The sequence below is a fragment of the Xanthomonas sp. NCPPB 3569 genome, assembly GCF_041475645.2.
In the GTDB taxonomy this organism is placed as follows: Bacteria; Pseudomonadota; Gammaproteobacteria; order Xanthomonadales; family Xanthomonadaceae; genus Xanthomonas; species Xanthomonas phaseoli.
Genome location: NZ_CM192969.1, coordinates 1187899 through 1207637, shown reverse-complemented (window position 1 = coordinate 1207637; position 19739 = coordinate 1187899). Strand labels below are relative to the sequence as shown.

General features: G+C 66.0%; 20 protein-coding genes and 5 tRNA genes. 7 read left to right on the top strand and 18 right to left on the bottom strand.

The genetic code is table 11. The annotated features are described in order from the left end of the window. Nucleotides 1-6: 6 nt before the first annotated feature. The 14 genes from secE to ACCQ03_RS05070 form a co-directional block, all read right to left on the bottom strand. Nucleotides 7-414: a preprotein translocase subunit SecE gene (secE, locus tag ACCQ03_RS05135; RefSeq protein ID WP_005917581.1), complete on the bottom strand. Its 408-nt coding sequence runs from the start codon at nt 412-414 to the stop codon at nt 7-9. A gap of 49 nt (nt 415-463) precedes the next feature. Continuing rightward, a tRNA-Trp gene (locus ACCQ03_RS05130) sits at nt 464-539 on the bottom strand. A gap of 106 nt (nt 540-645) precedes the next feature. Continuing rightward, on the bottom strand, nt 646-1836 hold the full coding sequence (gene tuf / locus ACCQ03_RS05125) for an elongation factor Tu (protein WP_003486726.1): 1191 nt from the start codon (nt 1834-1836) through the stop codon (nt 646-648). Nucleotides 1837-1882: 46 nt separating this feature from the next. Next, nucleotides 1883-1958: transfer RNA gene (locus ACCQ03_RS05120), tRNA-Thr, on the bottom strand. 33 nt (nt 1959-1991) lie between these two features. After that, a tRNA-Gly gene (locus tag ACCQ03_RS05115) sits at nt 1992-2065 on the bottom strand. Nucleotides 2066-2094: 29 nt separating this feature from the next. Beyond that, nucleotides 2095-2180, bottom strand: a tRNA-Tyr gene (locus tag ACCQ03_RS05110). A gap of 154 nt (nt 2181-2334) precedes the next feature. Next, nucleotides 2335-3426 (bottom strand): redox-regulated ATPase YchF, encoded by a 1092-nt coding sequence (gene ychF / locus ACCQ03_RS05105; protein ID WP_041019061.1) that lies wholly within the window; start codon nt 3424-3426, stop codon nt 2335-2337. 74 nt (nt 3427-3500) lie between these two features. Continuing rightward, entirely contained in the window at nt 3501-4085 is a 585-nt protein-coding gene (gene pth / locus ACCQ03_RS05100) for an aminoacyl-tRNA hydrolase (protein ID WP_041019062.1), read from the bottom strand. Between the two features lie 51 nt (nt 4086-4136). Further along, on the bottom strand, nt 4137-4772 hold the full coding sequence (locus tag ACCQ03_RS05095) for a 50S ribosomal protein L25/general stress protein Ctc (protein ID WP_017155010.1): 636 nt from the start codon (nt 4770-4772) through the stop codon (nt 4137-4139). Nucleotides 4773-4879: 107 nt separating this feature from the next. Then, a complete protein-coding gene (locus tag ACCQ03_RS05090) occupies nt 4880-5839 on the bottom strand; it encodes a ribose-phosphate diphosphokinase (RefSeq protein WP_003486761.1) in 960 nt (319 codons plus the stop codon). 165 nt (nt 5840-6004) lie between these two features. Next, nucleotides 6005-6081, bottom strand: a tRNA-Gln gene (locus ACCQ03_RS05085). 3 nt (nt 6082-6084) lie between these two features. Next, nucleotides 6085-6972 carry a 4-(cytidine 5'-diphospho)-2-C-methyl-D-erythritol kinase gene (ispE, locus tag ACCQ03_RS05080; protein ID WP_057678924.1) on the bottom strand — a complete coding sequence of 296 codons (888 nt, stop codon included), beginning with the start codon at nt 6970-6972 and terminating at the stop codon, nt 6085-6087. Beyond that, entirely contained in the window at nt 6954-7607 is a 654-nt protein-coding gene (gene lolB, locus ACCQ03_RS05075) for a lipoprotein insertase outer membrane protein LolB (protein ID WP_057678923.1), read from the bottom strand. The genes ispE and lolB overlap by 19 nt, the downstream gene beginning before the upstream one ends. After that, a complete protein-coding gene (locus tag ACCQ03_RS05070) occupies nt 7604-9292 on the bottom strand; it encodes a tetratricopeptide repeat protein (protein WP_057678922.1) in 1689 nt (562 codons plus the stop codon). The genes lolB and ACCQ03_RS05070 overlap by 4 nt, the downstream gene beginning before the upstream one ends. 65 nt (nt 9293-9357) lie before the next feature. Between ACCQ03_RS05070 and hemA the strand changes: the two genes are divergently transcribed. The 5 genes from hemA to ppk2 all read left to right on the top strand — a co-directional run bounded on the left by hemA (nt 9358) and on the right by ppk2 (nt 15220). Next, a complete protein-coding gene (gene hemA / locus ACCQ03_RS05065; protein WP_057662692.1) occupies nt 9358-10656 on the top strand; it encodes a glutamyl-tRNA reductase in 1299 nt (432 codons plus the stop codon). Then, entirely contained in the window at nt 10634-11719 is a 1086-nt protein-coding gene (gene prfA / locus ACCQ03_RS05060) for a peptide chain release factor 1 (RefSeq protein WP_017155005.1), read from the top strand. The genes hemA and prfA overlap by 23 nt, the downstream gene beginning before the upstream one ends. After that, nucleotides 11716-13422, top strand: a complete 1707-nt coding sequence (locus tag ACCQ03_RS05055) for an O-linked N-acetylglucosamine transferase, SPINDLY family protein (protein WP_057678920.1) — start codon at nt 11716-11718, stop codon at nt 13420-13422. The genes prfA and ACCQ03_RS05055 overlap by 4 nt, the downstream gene beginning before the upstream one ends. Before the next feature lie 464 nt (nt 13423-13886). Next, nucleotides 13887-14405, top strand: a complete 519-nt coding sequence (moaB, locus tag ACCQ03_RS05050; protein WP_057678919.1) for a molybdenum cofactor biosynthesis protein B — start codon at nt 13887-13889, stop codon at nt 14403-14405. Nucleotides 14406-14437: 32 nt separating this feature from the next. Next, nucleotides 14438-15220, top strand: a complete 783-nt coding sequence (gene ppk2 / locus ACCQ03_RS05045) for a polyphosphate kinase 2 (protein ID WP_057678918.1) — start codon at nt 14438-14440, stop codon at nt 15218-15220. Here ppk2 and ACCQ03_RS05040 read toward each other — a convergent pair. The 4 genes from ACCQ03_RS05040 to ACCQ03_RS05025 all read right to left on the bottom strand — a co-directional run bounded on the left by ACCQ03_RS05040 (nt 15202) and on the right by ACCQ03_RS05025 (nt 18668). Continuing rightward, complete coding sequence (locus ACCQ03_RS05040; protein WP_017156946.1) at nt 15202-16431, bottom strand: hypothetical protein; 1230 nt, start codon at nt 16429-16431, stop codon at nt 15202-15204. The genes ppk2 and ACCQ03_RS05040 overlap by 19 nt on opposite strands. A gap of 85 nt (nt 16432-16516) precedes the next feature. Further along, the gene (locus tag ACCQ03_RS05035; RefSeq protein WP_057678916.1) at nt 16517-16783 is read right to left on the bottom strand and encodes an acylphosphatase; all 267 of its coding nucleotides are present in this window, start codon (nt 16781-16783) and stop codon (nt 16517-16519) included. Next, nucleotides 16783-17394, bottom strand: coding sequence for a TlpA family protein disulfide reductase (locus ACCQ03_RS05030; protein ID WP_003486785.1), 612 nt, complete (start codon nt 17392-17394; stop codon nt 16783-16785). Before ACCQ03_RS05030 ends, ACCQ03_RS05035 begins: the two co-directional genes overlap by 1 nt. Continuing rightward, entirely contained in the window at nt 17391-18668 is a 1278-nt protein-coding gene (locus tag ACCQ03_RS05025) for a YihY family inner membrane protein (RefSeq protein WP_150145588.1), read from the bottom strand. The genes ACCQ03_RS05030 and ACCQ03_RS05025 overlap by 4 nt, the downstream gene beginning before the upstream one ends. Before the next feature lie 111 nt (nt 18669-18779). On the opposite strand from ACCQ03_RS05025, the gene wrbA reads away from it, so the two are divergent. Then, complete coding sequence (wrbA, locus tag ACCQ03_RS05020) at nt 18780-19376, top strand: NAD(P)H:quinone oxidoreductase (RefSeq protein WP_017160451.1); 597 nt, start codon at nt 18780-18782, stop codon at nt 19374-19376. Further along, a complete protein-coding gene (locus tag ACCQ03_RS05015) occupies nt 19373-19717 on the top strand; it encodes a DUF2069 domain-containing protein (RefSeq protein ID WP_057678914.1) in 345 nt (114 codons plus the stop codon). Before wrbA ends, ACCQ03_RS05015 begins: the two co-directional genes overlap by 4 nt. The last annotated feature ends 22 nt before the right edge of the window (nt 19718-19739 follow it).

Below are 19739 nucleotides of genomic sequence, written 5' to 3'. Positions count from 1 at the left end.
TTCTCCTCAACGAGCCAGGAACCACTGCGTGAGCTTCTGGATGACAAAGTCGAAGCCGCCCAACAGCAAACTCAGAATGATTACAACCACAATCACGACCCAGGTGGTGCGGATAGCTTCCTGGCGCGTGGGCCAGACCACCTTACGCAACTCGAACCTGGATTCGGACAGGAATTCGCGGGTCTCCCGGCCCTTGCCGGTGCCCAAAAACACAAATGCGCCCGCCACCAATCCAACGATGACAGCCAACGCACGCAACTGCGGCGTCCACGCGCCCAACTGGGTCGCGCGCTCGGGAGCGGAGAACCAGAACCACACAAAAAGCCCCGCAACCACAAGGGCAGCGGAGACAACGTACTTAACGACATCAGCGCTAGAGGACGCGCTCTTGGAAGGCTCGATTTTGCTATTCATCCGGCTCTAGTTACCGATCTGACCCGAATCGCTGGGCCGGAAAGAGGAGTGGCACGCCAGGAGGGACTCGAACCCCCAACCTGCGGTTTTGGAGACCGCTGCTCTGCCAATTGAGCTACTGGCGTATGTACTCGTTTACCGCAAACCCCAAGACAACGAAGGCGGACCGCGGTTCAGCCGGCCCGCCATTCGTTTGAATCCAGCCGCCAACAGGCAGCTGGATACAGGCGCTTACTTGATGATCTTGGCAACCACGCCGGCGCCGACGGTACGGCCGCCTTCACGGATGGCGAAGCGCAGACCTTCGTCCATCGCGACCGGGTTGATCAGGGTCACGACCATCTTCACGTTGTCGCCCGGCATCACCATCTCCACGCCTTCCGGCAGCTGGCAGGCGCCAGTGATGTCGGTGGTGCGGAAGTAGAACTGCGGACGGTAGCCCTTGAAGAACGGGGTATGACGGCCACCCTCGTCCTTGGACAGCACGTAGACTTCGGCTTCGAACTCGGTGTGCGGCTTGATCGAACCCGGCTTGCACAGCACCTGGCCGCGCTCGACGTCGTCACGCTTGGTGCCGCGCAGCAGCAGACCGGCGTTGTCGCCTGCCTGGCCCTGGTCCAGCAGCTTGCGGAACATTTCCACGCCGGTGACGGTGGTCTTCTGGGTGTCGCGGATACCGACGATTTCGATTTCGTCGCCGACCTTGATGATGCCGCGCTCGATACGACCGGTCACCACGGTGCCGCGACCGGAGATCGAGAACACGTCTTCGACCGGCATCAGGAACGGACGGTCGACGTCGCGGGTCGGCTCCGGAATGAACGAATCCAGCGCCTCGACCAGCTTCAGGATCGCCGGCACGCCGATGTCGCTCTGGTCGCCGTCCAGCGCCAGACGCGCCGAACCGTGGATGATCGGGGTGTCATCGCCCGGGAAGTCGTACTTGCTCAGCAGCTCGCGCACTTCCATTTCGACCAGCTCGAGCAGCTCGGCGTCGTCGACCATGTCGGCCTTGTTCAGGAACACCACGATGTGCGGCACACCGACCTGACGCGAGAGCAGGATGTGCTCGCGGGTCTGCGGCATCGGGCCGTCGGCGGCCGAGCACACCAGGATCGCGCCGTCCATCTGCGCTGCACCGGTGATCATGTTCTTGACGTAGTCGGCGTGGCCGGGGCAGTCAACGTGCGCGTAGTGGCGGGTCGGGGATTCATATTCGACGTGCGCGGTCGAAATCGTGATGCCGCGCGCCTTCTCTTCCGGCGCTGCGTCGATCGCGTCGTACGCCTTGAACTCACCACCGAAACGCTCGGCACCGATCTTGGTCAGCGCAGCGGTCAACGTGGTCTTGCCATGGTCAACGTGACCGATGGTGCCGACGTTCACGTGCGGCTTGGTGCGCTCGAATTTAGCTTTTGCCATGGGTGCGTGTCTCGGTAATCGTTTGGAGTTGAAGACGATTGAGCAATGGTGCTCACGAAAGGAATCGAACCTTCGACCTCCTCCTTACCAAGGAGGTGCTCTACCGACTGAGCTACGTGAGCGAGTTTTGCATTATGCCATGCATTTGCGTTCAATGGAGCGGGAGACGGGAATCGAACCCGCACCATCAGCTTGGAAGGCTGAGGTTCTACCGTTGAACTACTCCCGCGCCGGGAACTGCATGCCACAACGTGAAACTGGTGGAGGGAGGTGGATTCGAACCACCGAAGGCGTAAGCCAGCAGATTTACAGTCTGCCCCCGTTGGCCGCTTGGGTATCCCTCCAGCTTTTACTACCGGACCTGTGCGCCGAGAGGCGAATTCGGTTCGGGGTGAAGCAGCCCGTTATTTTGTTGTGGGACGCATGCAGTGTCAACAAAAATTTTGAGCAATTCTTCACTCTTGACCACACGCGGCGTCAGGCGCCGCACACAGCCGATCACACGTTGAAGCGGAAGTGCAGCACATCGCCTTCCTGGACGCGGTATTCCTTGCCTTCCAGACGCAGACGCCCGGCATCGCGGGCGCCGGTTTCGCCGCGGTATTTGATGAAGTCGTCGAAACCGATCGTCTCGGCGCGGATGAAGCCCTTTTCGAAATCGGTATGGATCACGGCAGCAGCCTGCGGCGCGGTCGAACCAGCCTTGACCGTCCAGGCGCGCACTTCCTTGACGCCTGCGGTGAAATACGTTTGCAGGCCAAGCAGTGTGTAGGCCGCACGGATGACACGATTCAAACCTGGCTCTTCCAGGCCGAGATCGGCCAGGAAACTATCGCGATCGGCATCGTCCAGCTGCGACAGCTCTTCTTCGATGGCCGCCGAGACCGGCACCACTTCGGCACCTTCGACAGCCGCATGCGCGCGCACCGCATCCAGGTGCGGATTGTTCTCGAAGCCGTCTTCCAGCACGTTGGCGATGTACAGCACCGGCTTGAGCGTCAGCAGGAACAGATCGCGCACCAGCGCCTTTTCTTCATCGTCCAGACCGGCGGCACGACCCGCCTTGCCGTCGGCCAGCGCGGCCTGCAACTTGGCCAGCACCGGCTTGCGCGCCGCCGCATCCTTGTCGCCGCCCTTGGCGCTGCGTTCGGCACGGTTGAGGGCCTTTTCCACGCTATCCAGATCGGCCAGCGCCAGCTCGGTATCGATGGTTTCGATATCGGCGATCGGGTCGACCTTGTTGTTGACATGGATGACGTCGTCGTTCTCGAAGCAACGCACCACGTGGGTGATCGCATCGACTTCGCGGATGTGGGCCAGGAACTTGTTGCCCAGGCCTTCGCCGCTCGCCGCACCGGCCACCAGGCCGGCGATATCGACGAACTCGACCGCAGTGGGAATCAGCTTTTGCGGCTTGACGATGTCAGCCAGCTGATTGAGGCGCGGATCGGGCACCGGCACGATGCCGACGTTCGGCTCGATGGTGCAGAACGGAAAATTGGCCGCAGCGATGCCCGCCTTGGTCAGCGCGTTGAACAGGGTCGACTTGCCGACGTTGGGCAGGCCGACGATGCCGCATTTGATACCCATGGGTCACATCCGGGATTTGGGATTCGGGATTGGAGATTCGTCATGCCACCTGGCCACGAATCCCCAATCCCCAATCACGCATCCCTGCTGGTATGCAGGCGTTTCATCGCCTCGTTGAAATTGCCTTCCATCGCCAGCGGCAGCACGTCGATGGCGGCATCCACCGCAGCGCCGATCGCCGCATCGTCCTCGCGCCCTGCCCGCCCCAGCACCCAGGGCACCACGCGATCCTTGTGACCGGGATGACCGATACCGACGCGCAGACGGTGAAACTTGCCGTGCCCGAGCAGGCGAATGGTGTCGCGCAAGCCGTTTTGCCCGCCGTGACCGCCGTCGAACTTGAGCCGTGCCGTGCCGGGCGCCAGATCCAGTTCGTCATGGGCGACGAGCAGGTGTTCGGGCTCGATCTTCCAGAACCGCAATGCGGCGGTGATCGACTTGCCGCTGAGATTCATGAAGGTGGCCGGCTTGAGCAGCCAGACCGGCTGCCCGGCGATCTCGACCTTGGCGGTCTCGCCGAACAACTTGCTGTCCAATGCCCAGCGGGCGCCACTGCGCTCGATAAGGGCATCGACGAAACGAAACCCGGCGTTATGCCGGGTTTGCGCGTGTTCCGGGCCCGGATTGCCGAGCCCGACGATCAGGCGGAGTGCAGACATGCCAGTGACCGCAGCCGATCCCGCGCGTAGTGCAGGGGATCGGCCGACGGATTACTTGGTCTCGGCGCCTTCGCTGCCTTCTTCGCCGGCAGCGTCGTCTTCTTCGATCCGCACGTGCTTGGCAGCAACCACTGCCACGTCGTGCTCCTTGCCCAGCTTCAGCTCCGGAATTTCAACACCGGCCGGCAGCTTGATTTCGGACAGGTGGATCACGTTGCCCACTTCCAGTGCACCGAGGTCCACTTCGATGAACTCCGGCAGGTCCTTCGGCAGGCAGACCACCTGCACTTCGTTGAGCTCGTGGGTGACGACCACTTCGCTCGACTTGCCGGCCGGCGAGTTGGCTTCGTTGATGAAGTGCAGCGGCACGGCAGCACTGAGCTTCTCGTTGGCGCTGACGCGCTGGAAGTCGATGTGCATGATCAGCTGCTTGAACGGATGGCGCTGCATGTCGCGCAGCAGCACCTGCTGCACGTCGCCATTGAGGTTCAGGTCCAGGATGGACGAGTAGAACCACTCGTTCTGCTGGGCGAGCCAGATCTGCTCGTGGTTGAGCTGGATGCTGACCGGCTCGAGTTCGCCACCGTACACGATGGCCGGAATGACGCCAGCGTGACGCAGGCGGCGGCTCGCACCCTTCCCCTCGTCAGCGCGGCGCTCGACCTTGATTTCATGAGTCTTTGCCATTGGATTTCACTACCTAGTTGGAACACCGCCTCGCGGCGATGAAGCGTCTCACCCGCGACCAGGTGAGACGTGTGGCGGCACCCGGCAATCCGGGCACCGAATGGGCATCAGTCGACGTAGAGCGAGCTGACCGATTCGCCGAAGGCGATACGGCGGATGGTCTCGGCCAGCAGCTCGGCCACGCTCAACTGACGAATCTTGGCGCAGGTGCGCGCCGCTTCGCTCAGCGGAATCGTGTCGGTGACCACCAGCTCGTCGAGCTGCGAATTGTTGATGTTGTCCACCGCCGGACCCGACAGCACCGGGTGGGTGATGTAGGCCACGACCTTGAGCGCGCCGCGCTGCTTCAGCGCTGCGGCAGCGGCGCACAAGGTACCGGCGGTATCGACCAGGTCGTCGACCAGCACGCAGGTCTTGCCCTGCACGTCGCCGATGATGTTCATCACGGTGGCCACGTTGGCGCGCGGACGGCGCTTGTCGATGATGGCCAGATCGGCGTCATCCAGGCGCTTGGCGACGGCGCGTGCGCGCACCACGCCGCCCACGTCCGGCGACACCACGATCAGGTTGTCGGTGCCGTAGGCGCGCCAGATGTCGGCCAGCAGCAGCGGCGAGGCATAGACGTTGTCGACCGGCACATCGAAGAAGCCCTGGATCTGGTCGGCGTGCAGGTCGACCGTCAGCACGCGGTCGGCCTCCATGGCGCAGATCATCTTGGCAGCCACCTTGGCGGTGATCGGCACGCGCGAGGAGCGCATGCGACGGTCCTGGCGCGAATAACCGAAATACGGGATCACCGCGGTCACCGACTGGGCGCTGGCGCGCTTGAGCGCGTCGATCAGCACCAGCAGTTCCATCAGGTTTTCGGCGCTGGGCGCGCAGGTGGGCTGGATGACGAACACTTCCTGCCGACGCACGCTTTCTTCGATTTCCACTTGCACTTCGCCGTCGGAAAAGCGCGTGACCAACGCCTTGCCCATGCGAACGCCCAGTTCCTTGCAGATGCTCTGGGCAAGCGGCTTGTTGGCATTGCCGGAGAACACCAGCAGATTACGTTGGTCTTGCATGAGATCTCTCGGGCGGCGGCGAAGAGCGTGCGGATCGATGGTGGAGCAGGACAAAGCCGAACCAATGCCGGGCTTTCGTTCGATTCCCGCGCAAGGATGCGCGAGGTGTTGCAAAAGGATCTGCAGTGAAACCTGATGCAGGCGGACCTGCCTTTCTCGACAAACTGGCAGGGGCGGTAGGATTCGAACCTACGAATGCCAGGATCAAAACCTGGTGCCTTGGGCCTCTTGGCGACGCCCCTGCATCAAACCTGTGTCGCGTCCAGCGCGTCGAGCAATGGCGAGTGCACTGCACCCTCCACCACCCACGCCCGCAGGCTGCCCGGCAACTGCGCCAGCGCCTGTTCTGCAGCAGCGCGCGTGGCGAACTCGACGAAACAACCACTTCCCGACCCGGTCAAACGCGGTGTACCGACCCTGGAAAGCGCCTGGAACACCGCCTCGACGGCGGGTTCGCGGCGCCGCAGGACCGGCTCGAACGCATTGTCGAGCAGGGAACCGGAAGCGAAGTCCGCTATTTTCGCGGGCGCAGCATCCCGCGTCAATTCCTGTGATCGAAATAACGCCGGGGTCGGCACATGAATGCCAGGGTCGACCAGCAGATATGCCGCTTCCGGCAGGGAAATCGGGGTCAGCTGTTCGCCCACGCCTTCGGCCCAGGCATTGCGGCCGCGCACGAAGACCGGCACGTCTGCGCCCAGCTGCAAGCCCAGCGCGGCCAGCGCATCGGCCGCCAGACCCAGGCCCCACAAGGCGTTGAGCGCGACCAGCACGGTCGCCGCGTCCGAGGAGCCGCCGCCAAAACCGCCGCCGGCCGGGATGCGCTTGTCGACCCGAATCTCCGCGCCCGCCTGGGCGTTGGTTGCCGATTGCAGCAGGCGCGCGGCGCGGACCACCAGGTCATCGTCTTCGGCAACGCCGGGCAAACTCTCGCCCAGGCGGCGGATCTGACCGTCGCGGCGCACACGAAGATGAACGGTGTCCCCCCAGTCCAGCAGCCGGAACACGGTCTGCAGCAGGTGGTAGCCGTCGGCACGGCGCCCGGTGATCTGCAGGAACAGATTCAGCTTGGCCGGCGCGGGCCACGCCAACCAATCGCTTCCCGGCACGTCCATCAGGGCGATACGGTCCATTGGTCGACCAACAGGCGCACCTTTGCTTGGCCGTTGCGGGCTTCGATCCGCTGTGGCAGCTCGGGCTGGCCAACGCCGGCCGGCGCCCAGGCCAGGAAATCGATGGTCCAGCCGTCCTGCTGCACGGTGCGCGGGCGCCCGGCCGCATCCAGATCGACGCGTGCGGCAGCCGCATCGGCGATGCGCAGCGCGCGCACCCAGTCCGGCATCTGGTTGACCGGGATAGTCCAGCCGGTTGCTTCCAGCAGCACCTGCTCGGCATTGGGGCCACTGCGCGGACCGCCGTCCAGTCCTTCCAGCCGGCCGGCGCCGCTGGTGGTGTCGCCGGTGAGCACCCAGCTTTGCCGGGTGACCGGCGCACTGAGTTGCACGCGGTAGCGTGGGCCGTCCTGCTGCCAATCGATGCGGCCGCTGCCGCCGTCGCGGTCCTTGCTGATCGCCACCCGGCCCTGGAAGGACCAGTTGGGATGCACCTGCAACCAGGCCTGGCGAGCGGCTTCAGCCTGGCGCGCACCGTCGGAAACATGATCGACCACGGCCGCCGCACTGCCCTGCCCGCGCGGCACGCTGACGCAGGCCGACAGGCCGACCAGCACCAGCCCGCCCAGGGCCAGCGTTCGAACCATCTTGCTCATAGCCCGAACTTTTCCACGGCGCGCTGCAGCGCACGGTTGTCCGGGTCGAGACGGCGCGCTTCATCGAAGTAGCGACGCGCTTCATCCTGCTTGCCGCTGACCCACAGCACTTCGCCCACGTGGGCCGCGATTTCCGGGTCCTTGACCAGCGCCCAGGCCCGACGCAGCTGCACCAGCGCTTCCTTGGTGCGGCCCATCCGGTACAGCACCCAGCCATAGCTGTCGACAATGGCCGGGTTGTCCGGGTCGGCGGTGCGGGCACGATCGATCAGCGCCAACGCTTCCTTGTAGCGGGTGGTGCGGTCGGCCAGGGTATAGCCCAACGCGTTCAGGGCCGCGACGTTTTCCGGTTCGGTCACCAGGATCTTGCGCAGATCGGCCTCGGCACGCGGGACATCGTCGCGCCGCTCCCAGGCCAGCCCGCGGGCGTACAGCAACGCGCTGTCGTCCGGGTAGGCGGCCAGGCCACGTTCGAAGGCGTCCAGTTCGCCCGGTGCATCGTCGGCCCGCTGATGCAGTTCGGCTTCGAGCACGTAGGCGTCGCGGCGCGCGTCATCGTCGGCACTGGCGTCGCCCTGCAAGGCGCGGGCTTCGGCAAGCGCTTCGGGCTTGCGGCCCAGTTCGTACAAGGCACTGGCGGCGCGCAGACGCGCCTCGCTGAGCTGCGGACCACCCGGCACGCCGCGATACCACTCCACCGCCTCGTCGTAGCGCTTGAGGAATTCGGCGATCTTGCCCAGCAGCAGACGGCGGTCCGGATCGGGCTTGGTGGCGTTGCTCTTGAGCTCGGCGTACAGCGCCTGCAGCGAGCTGCGGTCTTTTTCCTTGGCCAGCATCGAGGCCCGCAAGCCATAGGTCTGGGTGTCCTGCGGCCCGGTCGAAAGCACGCGTGCCGCAGCTTCGGTCTGGCCCATGGCGTCGTAGGCGAACGCCAGTGCGCCGCGCAGCTCGGAGTCCTTGACCGCCTGCGGTTCGATATTCTTCAGCAGCGCCAGCGCTTCGTCGTTCTTGCCTTCCTGCTGCAACTGGGTGGCGTGCAGCAAGGCCACGCGCGGCTCTTCGGGGAAGCGGCGCACCACCTCGTCGACGATGCGCTTGGCCAGCGCGGGGCGCTCCATGCGCAGCGCGAGCCGACCGAATTCCTGCCAGGCTTCGATCTGATTCGGGATGGCGCCGGCCTTGACCAGGTCTTCGAGCACGTCGGCCGAGGCTTCCGGCTCGCGGCCGCCGTTGGCCAGGGCGATCAGCGCAAAGCGCCAGCCACGCGGGTCGGGCTCCTTGAGCAGGCCGAGCAGGTCGCGGCGCGCGGTGCGCAGGTCGTTGCGGCGCAGGGCCAGCGAGGCCTCGGTGCTGCGCATGGACATCGACGACGGCGCGCGGGCGCGCCACAACGCCAGCGCTTCGATCGCGCGCGGGTCGTCGTTGGCCAACATGGAGATGCGGGCGGCGCGCTCGGCCAGCCCGGCATCGCCGGCTTCGGCCTTGGCGGCGTCCAGGTAGGCGCGCGCGGCATCGTCCAGTTGCCCGGCCTGCAAGGCGAATTCGCCGGCCAGCACCGGCTCCAGCGACGAAGTACCGGCACTGCTTGGGAGCGGAGCGGGCGGTGCTTTCTTGGGTGCTGCGGTGGCACTGGCGGAGACTGCGACCAGCAGAAGAACACACAGGATGCGAATCGGTACAGGCATCGGGGGCAACCGGGCCGTAAAATGGGGCCCTGAATGGCCGCCAGCTTATCGCAAGCAACTGAACAATGACGTTGTGGGTGCTCGGACTGAATCACCAGACCGCACCTGTGGACCTGCGCGAACGCGCGGCGTTCGCAGGTGATGCGCTGCCGCGCGCGCTCGAATCGCTGCGTGCGCTGCCCCAGGTAAGCGAGGCCGCGCTGCTGTCCACCTGCAACCGTACCGAGTTGTATGCGATGGCCGAGGAGGCGCACAGCCTGGTCACCTGGCTGGAAACCCACGCGCCCGGGCTGAGCGGTTATCTGTACCAGCACCAGGAAGCCGAGGCGGTGCGTCACCTGTTCCGCGTCGCCACCGGGCTGGATTCGATGGTATTGGGAGAACCCCAGATCCTCGGCCAGGTGAAGGACGCCTGGGCAGTGGCGCGGGCGCACGGCGCGCTGGGCAGCGGGTTGGACCGGCTGTTCCAACAGACCTTTTCGGTGGCCAAGCGCGCGCGTACCGACACCCGCGTGGGCGCAAATCCGGTGTCGGTCGCATCCACGGCGGTGCGGTTGGCACAAGACTCGTTTGCCCGGCTCAACGAATCGACGGTGTTGCTGATCGGTGCCGGCGAAACCATCGAACTGGCGGCCAAGCATCTGAGCGAAGGCCGCGTGCGCCGCCTGCTGATCGCCAACCGCACCCTCGCCCACGCGCAGACGCTCGCCAGCCAGCACGGCGGCTTCGCCTTGCCGCTGACCGATCTGGAACGCCACCTGGCCGAGGCGGATGTGGTGTTTTCGGCCACCGCTGCACGTGAGCCGCTGGTGACACGCGCACAGGTGGAACAGGCATTGCGCGCACGCAAGCGCAAGCCGATGCTGCTGTTCGACCTGGCAGTGCCGCGCGATATCGAGGCCTCGGTGGGTGAGTTGAGCGACGCCTACCTGTACACGGTGGATGACCTGGAACGCGCGGTCGAAGACAACCGCCGTGGCCGCCGCGAAGCGGCCGACCAGGCCGAAGCCATCATCGACCTGCAAGTGGCGCGCTATGTCGAAACCTTGCAGGCCAACGCGCGCCAGGCACCGCTCAAGCGGCTGCGCGCCTTCGGCGATAGCACCCGCGACGAGCTGCTGGCCAAGGCGCGCCAGCAGTTGCACAACGGCAAACCGGCCGACGAAGTGCTGGAGCAGCTGGCGCATGCGCTGACCAACCGCCTGCTGCATCCGCCCACCGCCGCACTACGCGATGCGGCGCTCAACAACGACCTGGAATTGACCACTGCGGCCGACCGGCTGTTTCCGGAAAAACCGGGTTACCAACATCCCCCCATAGCTACCCCGATCGTGAGGACCGATGACGCCGACCCTGCGCCGTAAGCTCGAAGCGCTGGCCGAGCGCCGCGAAGAACTGCAGCACCTGCTCTCCGACCCCGATGTGGTGGGCAACAACGACACGTTCCGTACGCTTTCGCGCGAACTGTCGCAACTGGAGCCGGTGGCGGTGGCGCTGGAAGAGGAGGCGCGCGCCAAGGCCGACCTGGCCACGGCCGAGGCGCTGCGCAACGACCCGGAGATGCGCGAGCTGGCCGAAGAGGAAATGGCCGCTGCACAGGCGCGCCTGGAACACCTCGATGCACAGCTGGCCGCGCTGCTGGTACCGCGCGACCCACGCGACGACGGCAACCTGTTCCTGGAAGTGCGCGCCGGCACTGGCGGTGACGAGGCAGCGATCTTTGCCGGCGACCTGTTCCGCATGTACGCACGCTACGCAGAGCGCCAGGGCTGGAAGGTGGAAATCGAATCGGACAGCCCCGGCGAGCACGGCGGCTACAAGGAAGTGGTGGCGCGCGTGGTCGGGCGCGGCGCGTATTCGCGCCTGAAATTCGAATCCGGCACCCATCGGGTGCAACGCGTGCCGGCAACCGAATCGCAAGGCCGCATCCACACCTCGGCCGCCACGGTGGCGATCATTCCCGAAGCCGACGACGTGGAAGAGATCACGATCAATCCGGCCGATCTGAAGGTGGACACGTTTCGCTCGTCCGGTGCGGGCGGCCAGCACGTCAACAAGACCGAATCGGCGATCCGCATCACCCACGTGCCCAGCGGGGTGGTGGTGGAATGCCAGACCGAGCGCAGCCAGCATGCCAATCGCGACAAGGCGATGAAGCGGTTGAAGGCGCAGCTGCTGGACACCGAACGCAGCAAGGCGGCAGCGGCCGAAGCGCAGACGCGCAAGTTGCAGGTGGGCAGCGGCGACCGCAGCCAGCGCATCCGCACCTACAGTTTTCCGCAGGGTCGCATCACCGACCATCGCGTCGAAGGGCTGACCTTGTACGACCTGCCCAACATCATCGAAGGCGACCTGGATGCATTGATCGGGCGGCTGCTGCACGAACATCAAGCCGACGAACTGGCACGGTTGAGCGATAGCCCGTGAGTGCGCAAGTGCCGCGCGAGCTGCTGCAGCTGCGCGAGCAAGTGCGACGCCAGCCGGGCGATTTCGTCGCCTGGTTGATGCTGGCCGATGCCGAGCTGGGCATGGGCGTCACCGCTGCCGGCGAAACAGCCGTGCAGCGCGCGCTGGCGTTGCATCCGGGCCATCCGGAAGCGGTGGCGCGGCTGGGACGGGTGCGCTGGGCGCAACAGCGCCATGCCGAAGCGGCCACGCTGCTCCAGCAAGCCTCGGACCTGGTACCGCAGCATCCAGGGATCGCCCTGTGGCTTGGGCACGCGCTCGAAGATGCAGGCCAACCGGAACAGGCCGCGGCCGCCTATACGCGCGCCCATCGGCTATTGCCCGACGAACCCTACATCACCGCGCAATTGCTCAACTGGCGGCGCCGCCTATGCGATTGGCGCGAGCTGGACTCACTGGCTGCACAGGTGCGCACTGCAGTGACGCAAGGCCAGGCGGCCGTGGAGCCTTTCGCGTTCCTGAGCGAGGACGCCAGCGCCGCGGAACAACTGGCGTGCGCACGTACCCGCGCGCAGGTCGTTGCCTCCTCCGTGCGCCCGCTGCCAGCGGCAACGCTGCGCACCCACGGCGCGCTGCAACTCGGATTCGTGTCCAACGGCTTTGGTGCGCACCCGACGGGCTTGCTGACGGTGGCCTTGTTCGAAGCATTGAAGCAACGCCAACCGGACCTGCAGGTGCAGTTGTTTGCAACCACCCCGGACGATGGCAGCGACATTCGCGCACGCCTGGCGCAGGCAACGCGCATGCACGATGTCACTGCGCTGGGGCATCTGGCCACTGCGCACCATATCCGCGACCAGGGCATCGATCTGTTGTTCGATCTGCGTGGCTGGGGCGGTGGCGGACGACCGGAAGTCTTCGCATTGCGGCCGGCACCGGTACAGCTCAACTGGCTGGCGTATCCGGGCACCTCAGGCGCGCCGTGGATGGACTATGTGCTTGGCGATGCCGTTGCGTTGCCGGCGTCGCTGGAGCCGTTCTACAGCGAACAGGTGCTGCGCCTGCCGCGCGCCTTCCAGCCATCGGACACCTCGCGCACGGTGGACGAACCACCATCGCGCGTGCAGTGCGGGCTGCCGGAGCATGCGGTGGTGCTGTGCTGCTTCAACAACAGTTACAAGCTCAATCCACGCAGCATGGCGCGCATGCTGGCGGTGTTGCGCGCGGTGCCCGGCAGCGTGCTGTGGCTGCTGTCCGGCCCGGGCCAGGCCGATGCGCGATTGCGTGCAGCAGCGCAGGCACAAGGCGTGGATGCGCAGCGCTTGGTCTTCATGCCCAAACTGCCGCACCGGCAGTATCTGGCGCGCTATCGACACGCGGATCTGTTTTTGGATACGCACCCGTACAACGCGCACACCACCGCCTCCGATGCGTTATGGGCAGGTTGCCCGGTCTTGACCACGCCTGGGCAGACGTTTGCCGCGCGTGTGGCCGGCAGCCTGAATCATCATCTGGGGCTGGATGACATGAATGTTGCCGATGACGCTGCGTTTGTGGCCAAGGCGATCGAACTGGCGAGCGATGCAGAGGCATTGCGTGGCGTGCATGCTCGGGTGGCGGAACAACGCCTGCGCAGCGGCGTTTTCGATATGGACGGGTTTGCGGATGATCTGGCCGCGCTGCTGCGTGGTATTGCGCGGCGCAGCGGGTGGTTGGGGGTTTAGAGCGCCGCCAGCTGTCGCGAGCAGTCGCTACTCGGGCATCCGGTGCGCCGAAGCTGGAGTGGACGAGCGATGGGCTGCGTCTCCGGGCATCGGCCGTACCATCCGGCGCCCCCGGTCGTTTCGCTGGCCGGCTCCAGGCTCGGTCGTTGGGTGCAGCACCCACGTGTTGCGTGAGATGAGCGGTGGAAGGCGCCGCCAAGCGCTGCGAACAAGCATCGATGCTGTAGTGCCGTCTCCCGTCGGGACATTGCCCTCCTTCATGCGGAGGCGAAGGTAGCGCGTAGCGCCGAATGAGCATGCGGCTCCGGCGGTGGTATCGGTCAACCGTACCCTCACCCCAACCCCTCTTTCGCAGGAAGAGGGGCTAACAGCGACGCGTTAGCCAACACCCTTTAGTCACCCGGTTCATGCAACTTCACACCATAACGCTGTACCCGGCCGTCCACGCTCGCTAGGCTGCACGCATGCCTTCCATTCCCGAATTCATTCCCCTGCGCCTGTGCGTGCTGACCGTGTCCGACAGCCGCACCCTGGCCGATGACCGCTCCGGCGATTACCTGGCCGATGCCCTCACCCACGAAGGCCACGTGCTGCACGAACGTGCACTGTGCCCGGACGACCGTTACCGCATGCGTGCGATCGTGTCGAACTGGATTGCCGATGCGCAGGTCGACGGCATCCTGATCACCGGTGGCACCGGCTTCACGGGGCGCGACAGTACCCCGGAAGCGATCACTCCGTTGCTGGACAAGCTCATGCCTGGCTTCGGGGAGATGTTCCGCGCGATCAGCGTGGAAGAAATCGGCACCTCCTCGCTGCAGTCGCGCGCCTTTGCCGGGCTGGCCAATCACAGCTTCGTGTTCTGCCTGCCCGGCTCCACCTCGGCCTGCCGCACGGCCTGGGAAAAGATCGTGCGTGCGCAGCTGGATGCCCGCACCAAGCCGTGCAATCTGGCGACATTGCGTCCACGCCTGGGGCAATAGCCTGCGCGCTTTCCACTGGTGTTGGAACGCGCATGTCGCACCTGAAACGCAAGGCTTACAAAAAGTTGCTGGCGCCAATGCAGTTGGAGCTGGTGGACATGGCGCGCTGGCTGCGCCACACCAACCAGCGCGCCCTGGTGCTGGTGGAAGGCCGCGACACCGCCGGCAAGGGCGGCGTGATCCAGGCCATCGCCAGCCACCTCAACCCGCGCCAGTGTCGGGTGGTGGCGCTGCCCAAACCCAACGACCGCGAAAGCACGCAGTGGTATTTCCAGCGCTATGTGACGCACCTGCCGGCGGGCGGCGAATTGGTGCTGATGGACCGCAGCTGGTACAACCGCGCCGGCGTCGAGAAGGTGATGGGCTATTGCACCGACGCGCAGTACGACCTGTTCCTGGAGCAGGCGCCACGCTTCGAACAGATGCTGGTCGACGACGGCATCCTGCTGTTCAAGTACTGGCTGTGCGTGGACCAGGCCGAGCAGGAAAAGCGCTTTGCCGAACGCCGCGAAGACCCGCTCAAGGGCTGGAAGCTCTCGCCGGTGGACCTGCAGTCGCGCACCAAATACGACGACTACACCGCCGCACGCGAACGCATGCTGGAGGCCACGCATACGCCCGACGCACCGTGGACGCTGGTGGATTTCAACGACCAGAAACGTGGCCGCCTGAGCCTGATCCGCGATCTGCTGGACCGGCTACCGGACACCGCGGTGCCCGATGCGGGGGTGCAGCTGCCGCCGTTGCCCGGCAAGCTGCACAAGGAACGCTATGGCGTGCTGGAACCGATCGACGATTACGCCGCCCAGTCCTGAGAGATTTCGTCGCTGGCCGCGGTGGCACGCGATAGCGGGTGCAGGCCGGCCTGACGTTCGGCCTGCTCGGCCTGCAGCACCAGCTGGCTCAGGCGCTGACTGAACAATTGCATGAAGCCGCGATGCAGCGGACGCATCGCTTCCATGTAGTCCACATCGTCGGCCTGCGCACCGAGCGGGCTGCAGGACGACAGCAGCACTTCGTCCAGGCGCAACGCGCTATCGGGCAGGCGCACCAACGCGGCGCGGCGCAGCCAGTCGCGCATGCCTTCGCGGTATTCGGCGGCCAGGATGTAGGCCACTTCGACCTGGTCCAGGTCCACATCCGGGTTCCATGCCAGCACCTGGATCACCTGCGAACGCTCGTCCAACATGCGTCCTTCGGCGACCAATGCATGCAATTGCTGCAGCAGACGCCATTGCACGCCAGCGGCTTCGCGCTGGGCGGTCGGCATGGCTTCGATGGCTAGCGCCAGACGCCGCGCAAACAATGCCGGCACCTCGGACAGCACGATCGGGCCGGCATCGGCGCCCAACAGGAAGCGTTCGGTGCGCAGCGCGGCGGTGTCGGGCAGGTAGCCGTCCTGCAGTGGGCGCATCACGCCGTGGTCGAGCAGCGACAGCACCACATCCAGCCAGTAGCGGCGCTCCTGCTGCAGGGTGCGGTTGGCGGCGGCGTTGTGCCAGGCCTGACGCACATCGTCCAGGCGCACGATGCAGGACTGCGCATCCAGCCCGTCCCAAGGCGCGCGGGTGGCGTCGTTGGGGTCGAAGGTTTCCGCGCTGAGCATGCCGCCGCCGAAGCGATGCCAGGCTGCACCACGCTGGGCGCCGGCCGGGTCCGGCCTGGCCGCGGCCACCGGAGCTGCAGTGGCCGGGCGCAGGAGTGCAGCGTAGGCATCGGCCCACGAATCGGGCAAGCGCGCCGACAGCGGATAGCTTGCCGCAGGCTGAGCCAGCCCCTGGCGTGCCAGACGCAGGCTCCACACCACCGCGCCGATCACGATGCCGGTAAAGATCCAGGCCAGCAGCCAGCTGGTTGCCGCCTGTCCGGTGGGTAGCACACGGGTTTGCGGGTGCAGAAACAGCAACCAGCCGCTGCCCAGCAGGCCACCGAGATACAGCCACGGCGCCAGCTGCGCCATCTGGCGGTTGCGGCGATGCGCGGGCAGGTCGTGCCCGTCGTTGCGGTCTTGAGATGGAGCGGCCATTACATTCCCCGTGCACGCCTGATCGCGTTGACAGGGTTATCGGCGAGGCAACCCAACTCTGTTGCCCTGCTTCAGTGGCGCGCGCTCACCCAGTTACAAAGTCTTCAGTCGGCGGAACCGGGCAGGCCGTGCGCGTGACCGCCGCGACCGTGGCAGCCGGCGGGCCCTGCCATAGCCAGGCTTCCAAGGCGTCCAGCGCCGCCGCGCTACCGGCGGCGACTACCTCCACGCTGCCGTCGGCCTGATTGCGGGCATGCCCGATCAGGCCGAGTGCGACTGCACGTTGACGGGTGGACGCGCGGTACCACACGCCCTGCACCACGCCGCTCACCACAAAACGCGCCGCCTGCATCAACCCGCCTTGCCGGTGATGCCGACGGCCGCTTCGATATCGCGTGCGGTCACCGGGCCAAGGAATTGCTTGGCCACCTTGCCGTCCGGGCCGATCAGGTAGGTCATCGGCAGGCCGCGCGGGGTAGCGAAGTCCTGTGGTGGCTGGTACGGGTCGAGGATCGCGATGGGGTACGACACCGGGTGGTCCTTCAAGAACGCCTGCATGTCGGCGCTGGTGATGTCTTCGTAGGCCAGACCCACCACCTCGACGGTGTCGCGCATGGTGTGCAGCGCCGACAGTTCGGGCATTTCCTTCAGGCACGGCGCGCACCAGGTGGCCCAGAAATTCACCACCACCCATTTGCCGCGGTGCGCGGCCAGGTCGTAGGTCTCGCCGGTCACGGTCGGCAGCGAGAGCTTGGGCATCTGGGCGGTCTGCTGCACCACCGAGCTGTTGGGCGGTGCAGCCGGGTCGGCCGGCGTGGCTGGCGTGGTCGGCGCCTGGGGCGTGGCGGCAGGCGCAGCGCCGTTGCCGGCAGCGGGAGTGGCCTCGCTGGCCGGCTTGCAGGCGGTCAGCAACAGCAGTGGCAATAGCAGCGCGCAGGCGCTGCGGACAAGACGCACGGTCATGCAGGATCTCCGGGAAGGTGGGTGTAGAGGTCGCCGACCGGCTGCGCCAGCACGCTGCGCAAGGGTTGGCGCAGCTGTTCCAGCGCGGCGGCGGCGGCCTGGCCGTAGGCATCGTCGCGGCACGGCAACGGGCGGTCTTCGATCGGCACGCGCAGCTGGCAGTGTTCGTAGAGTTCGGCCAGCGGCACCACATCCAGATCGCGCGCCAGCAGCCACTGCCCGCGCTCGTCGCGACGCAGCAGGCGGATGCGCTTGAGCTCGCACAGCAGTTCCTGCATCAGCGTGTCGGTGAGCATCGGCTCCAGCGCCAGGATGCGGTCTTCGTCCAGGCCATCGCCGTGGATGCGCGCCTGGCGGAACCGACCGAGCAGACGCAGCAGGCCATAGATCTCGAAGCCCGGGGGCAGCCGCATGGCCTCGGGCTGGTAGCGGAAGGCGGACATCGACGAGGCCAGCGAGGCGCCCAGCAGCACCGACACCCAGCTCAGGTAGATCCACAACAGCAGGATCGGCAGTGCCGACAGCGCGCCGTAGATGCGTTGGTAGGTCTGGAAATTACCCAGGTAAAAGCCGAACCCCCATTTGACGACTTCCATCAGGATCACCGCCAGCAGCGCGCCCGGCAGCGCATGCCGCAGCCGCACCACGTGCTGCGGCACCACGCGGTAGATCAGCACGATGCAGACGAACTCCACCGCCATCGGCGCCAGCCGCCAGGCGAATTCGGCCAGCCACTGGCCTTCGGTGGTGCGGAACAGCGGCAGTGCGAACACGTAGGCCGCCATCGCCATGGCGGCGGCGGCCAGCATGGTGCCCAGCGTCAGCACCGTCCAATAGATCAGGAAGCGCGTCACCTTGGGGCGCGCGGCGGCGACCCGCCAGATGCTGTTGAAGGTTTGTTCGATGCTGTGCAGGGTGATCAGCAGCGAGGCCACCAGCGCGACCATGCCGGCCACGGTGAACTTGCCCAGGTCTTCCAGCGAGCGATTGAGATAGTTCTGCACCGAACGCGCTGCGCCAGGCACGAAATTGTTGAAGATGAAGTCGGTCAGCGCGTCCTTCCATTCGTTGAAGGCCGGAAACGCCGACAGCACCCCGAACACCACGATCGCCAACGGCACCAGCGCGAACACGGTGGTGTACGCAAGCGAGGCGGCGGCCTGGAACAGCCGGTCGTCCAGGAAGCGGCGCCACAGAAAGCGCCCGAAACTCACCGTCCGCGCGCGGTCGCGCAGACGTTCTTTCCATTGGTGGAGTTTGTTCACACGCGACATCGCGCAAGGGTACCCGATGCGCCGTCATCGCGGCCTTGCCGCAGCTGCGGCGTGCAGCAACAGGCTGGCTTGGCCGATACTGCGGCAACTCACACAGGCGGCAACGACACGATGGCGGAGATTCTGGTGCTGTATTACAGCCGGGGCGGTTCGGTGGCGCGGCTGGCGCGGCAGATCGCACGCGGCATCGGCGAAGTGCCCGGCATGAGCGCGCGGCTGCGCACCGTCCCACCGGTGGCTGCGGTCACCCAGACCAGCGCCCCGCCGGTCCCGGACGAAGGCGCGCCCTATGTAGACCGTGCCGATCTGGCCGAGTGCAGCGGCCTGCTGCTGGGCAGCCCCACCCGCTTCGGCAACATGGCCGCACCGATGAAGCATTTCCTCGACAGCCTGGGCGCCGAATGGGCCAGTGGCACCCTGGCCGGCAAACCGGCGGGCGTGTTTACCTCTACCGCGTCGATGCATGGCGGCCAGGAATCCACCTTGCTGTCGATGCACTTGCCGCTGCTGCATCACGGTTGCCTGATCGTGGGGATTCCGTTTACGGAAGCTGCGCTCAGCCACACCACCAGTGGCGGCACGCCCTATGGTGCCAGCCATGTCTCTGGCGCTGGCGGCGACCCGCAACCGAGCGAGGACGAAGCGCTGCTGGCGCGTGCGCTGGGCCGCCGGGTGGCCGATGTCGCGCGGCGGCTGGCAACTCCGTGAGCGTGCGCGCCACGCATTGGTTGCTGAGCGCCGCGCTGCTGGCGCTGGCAGCGTTGTTTGCGGTGTGGTTTCACGACGACCCGCGCCCACTGGCCGCGCTCATCGTGTTCGTGCTGCCGGCCGCGCTGACCGGGGTGCTGGCCGTACGCAGCGCGCGTGCACGCTTCTGGGCCGGCGTGTTCGCGCTGGGCTGGTTCAGCCATGGCGTCATGGCCGCCTGGAGCCAGCCGCAGGCACGTGTAATGGCATGGCTGGAACTGCTGCTCGCCCTGGCGGTGGTGGGCTTGGTCGGCGGCCCCGGCATGGCGGCGCGCTTTGGCAGGAAACGCCCGCCACGCTGATCGGCGAGTCGAACAAACCGCG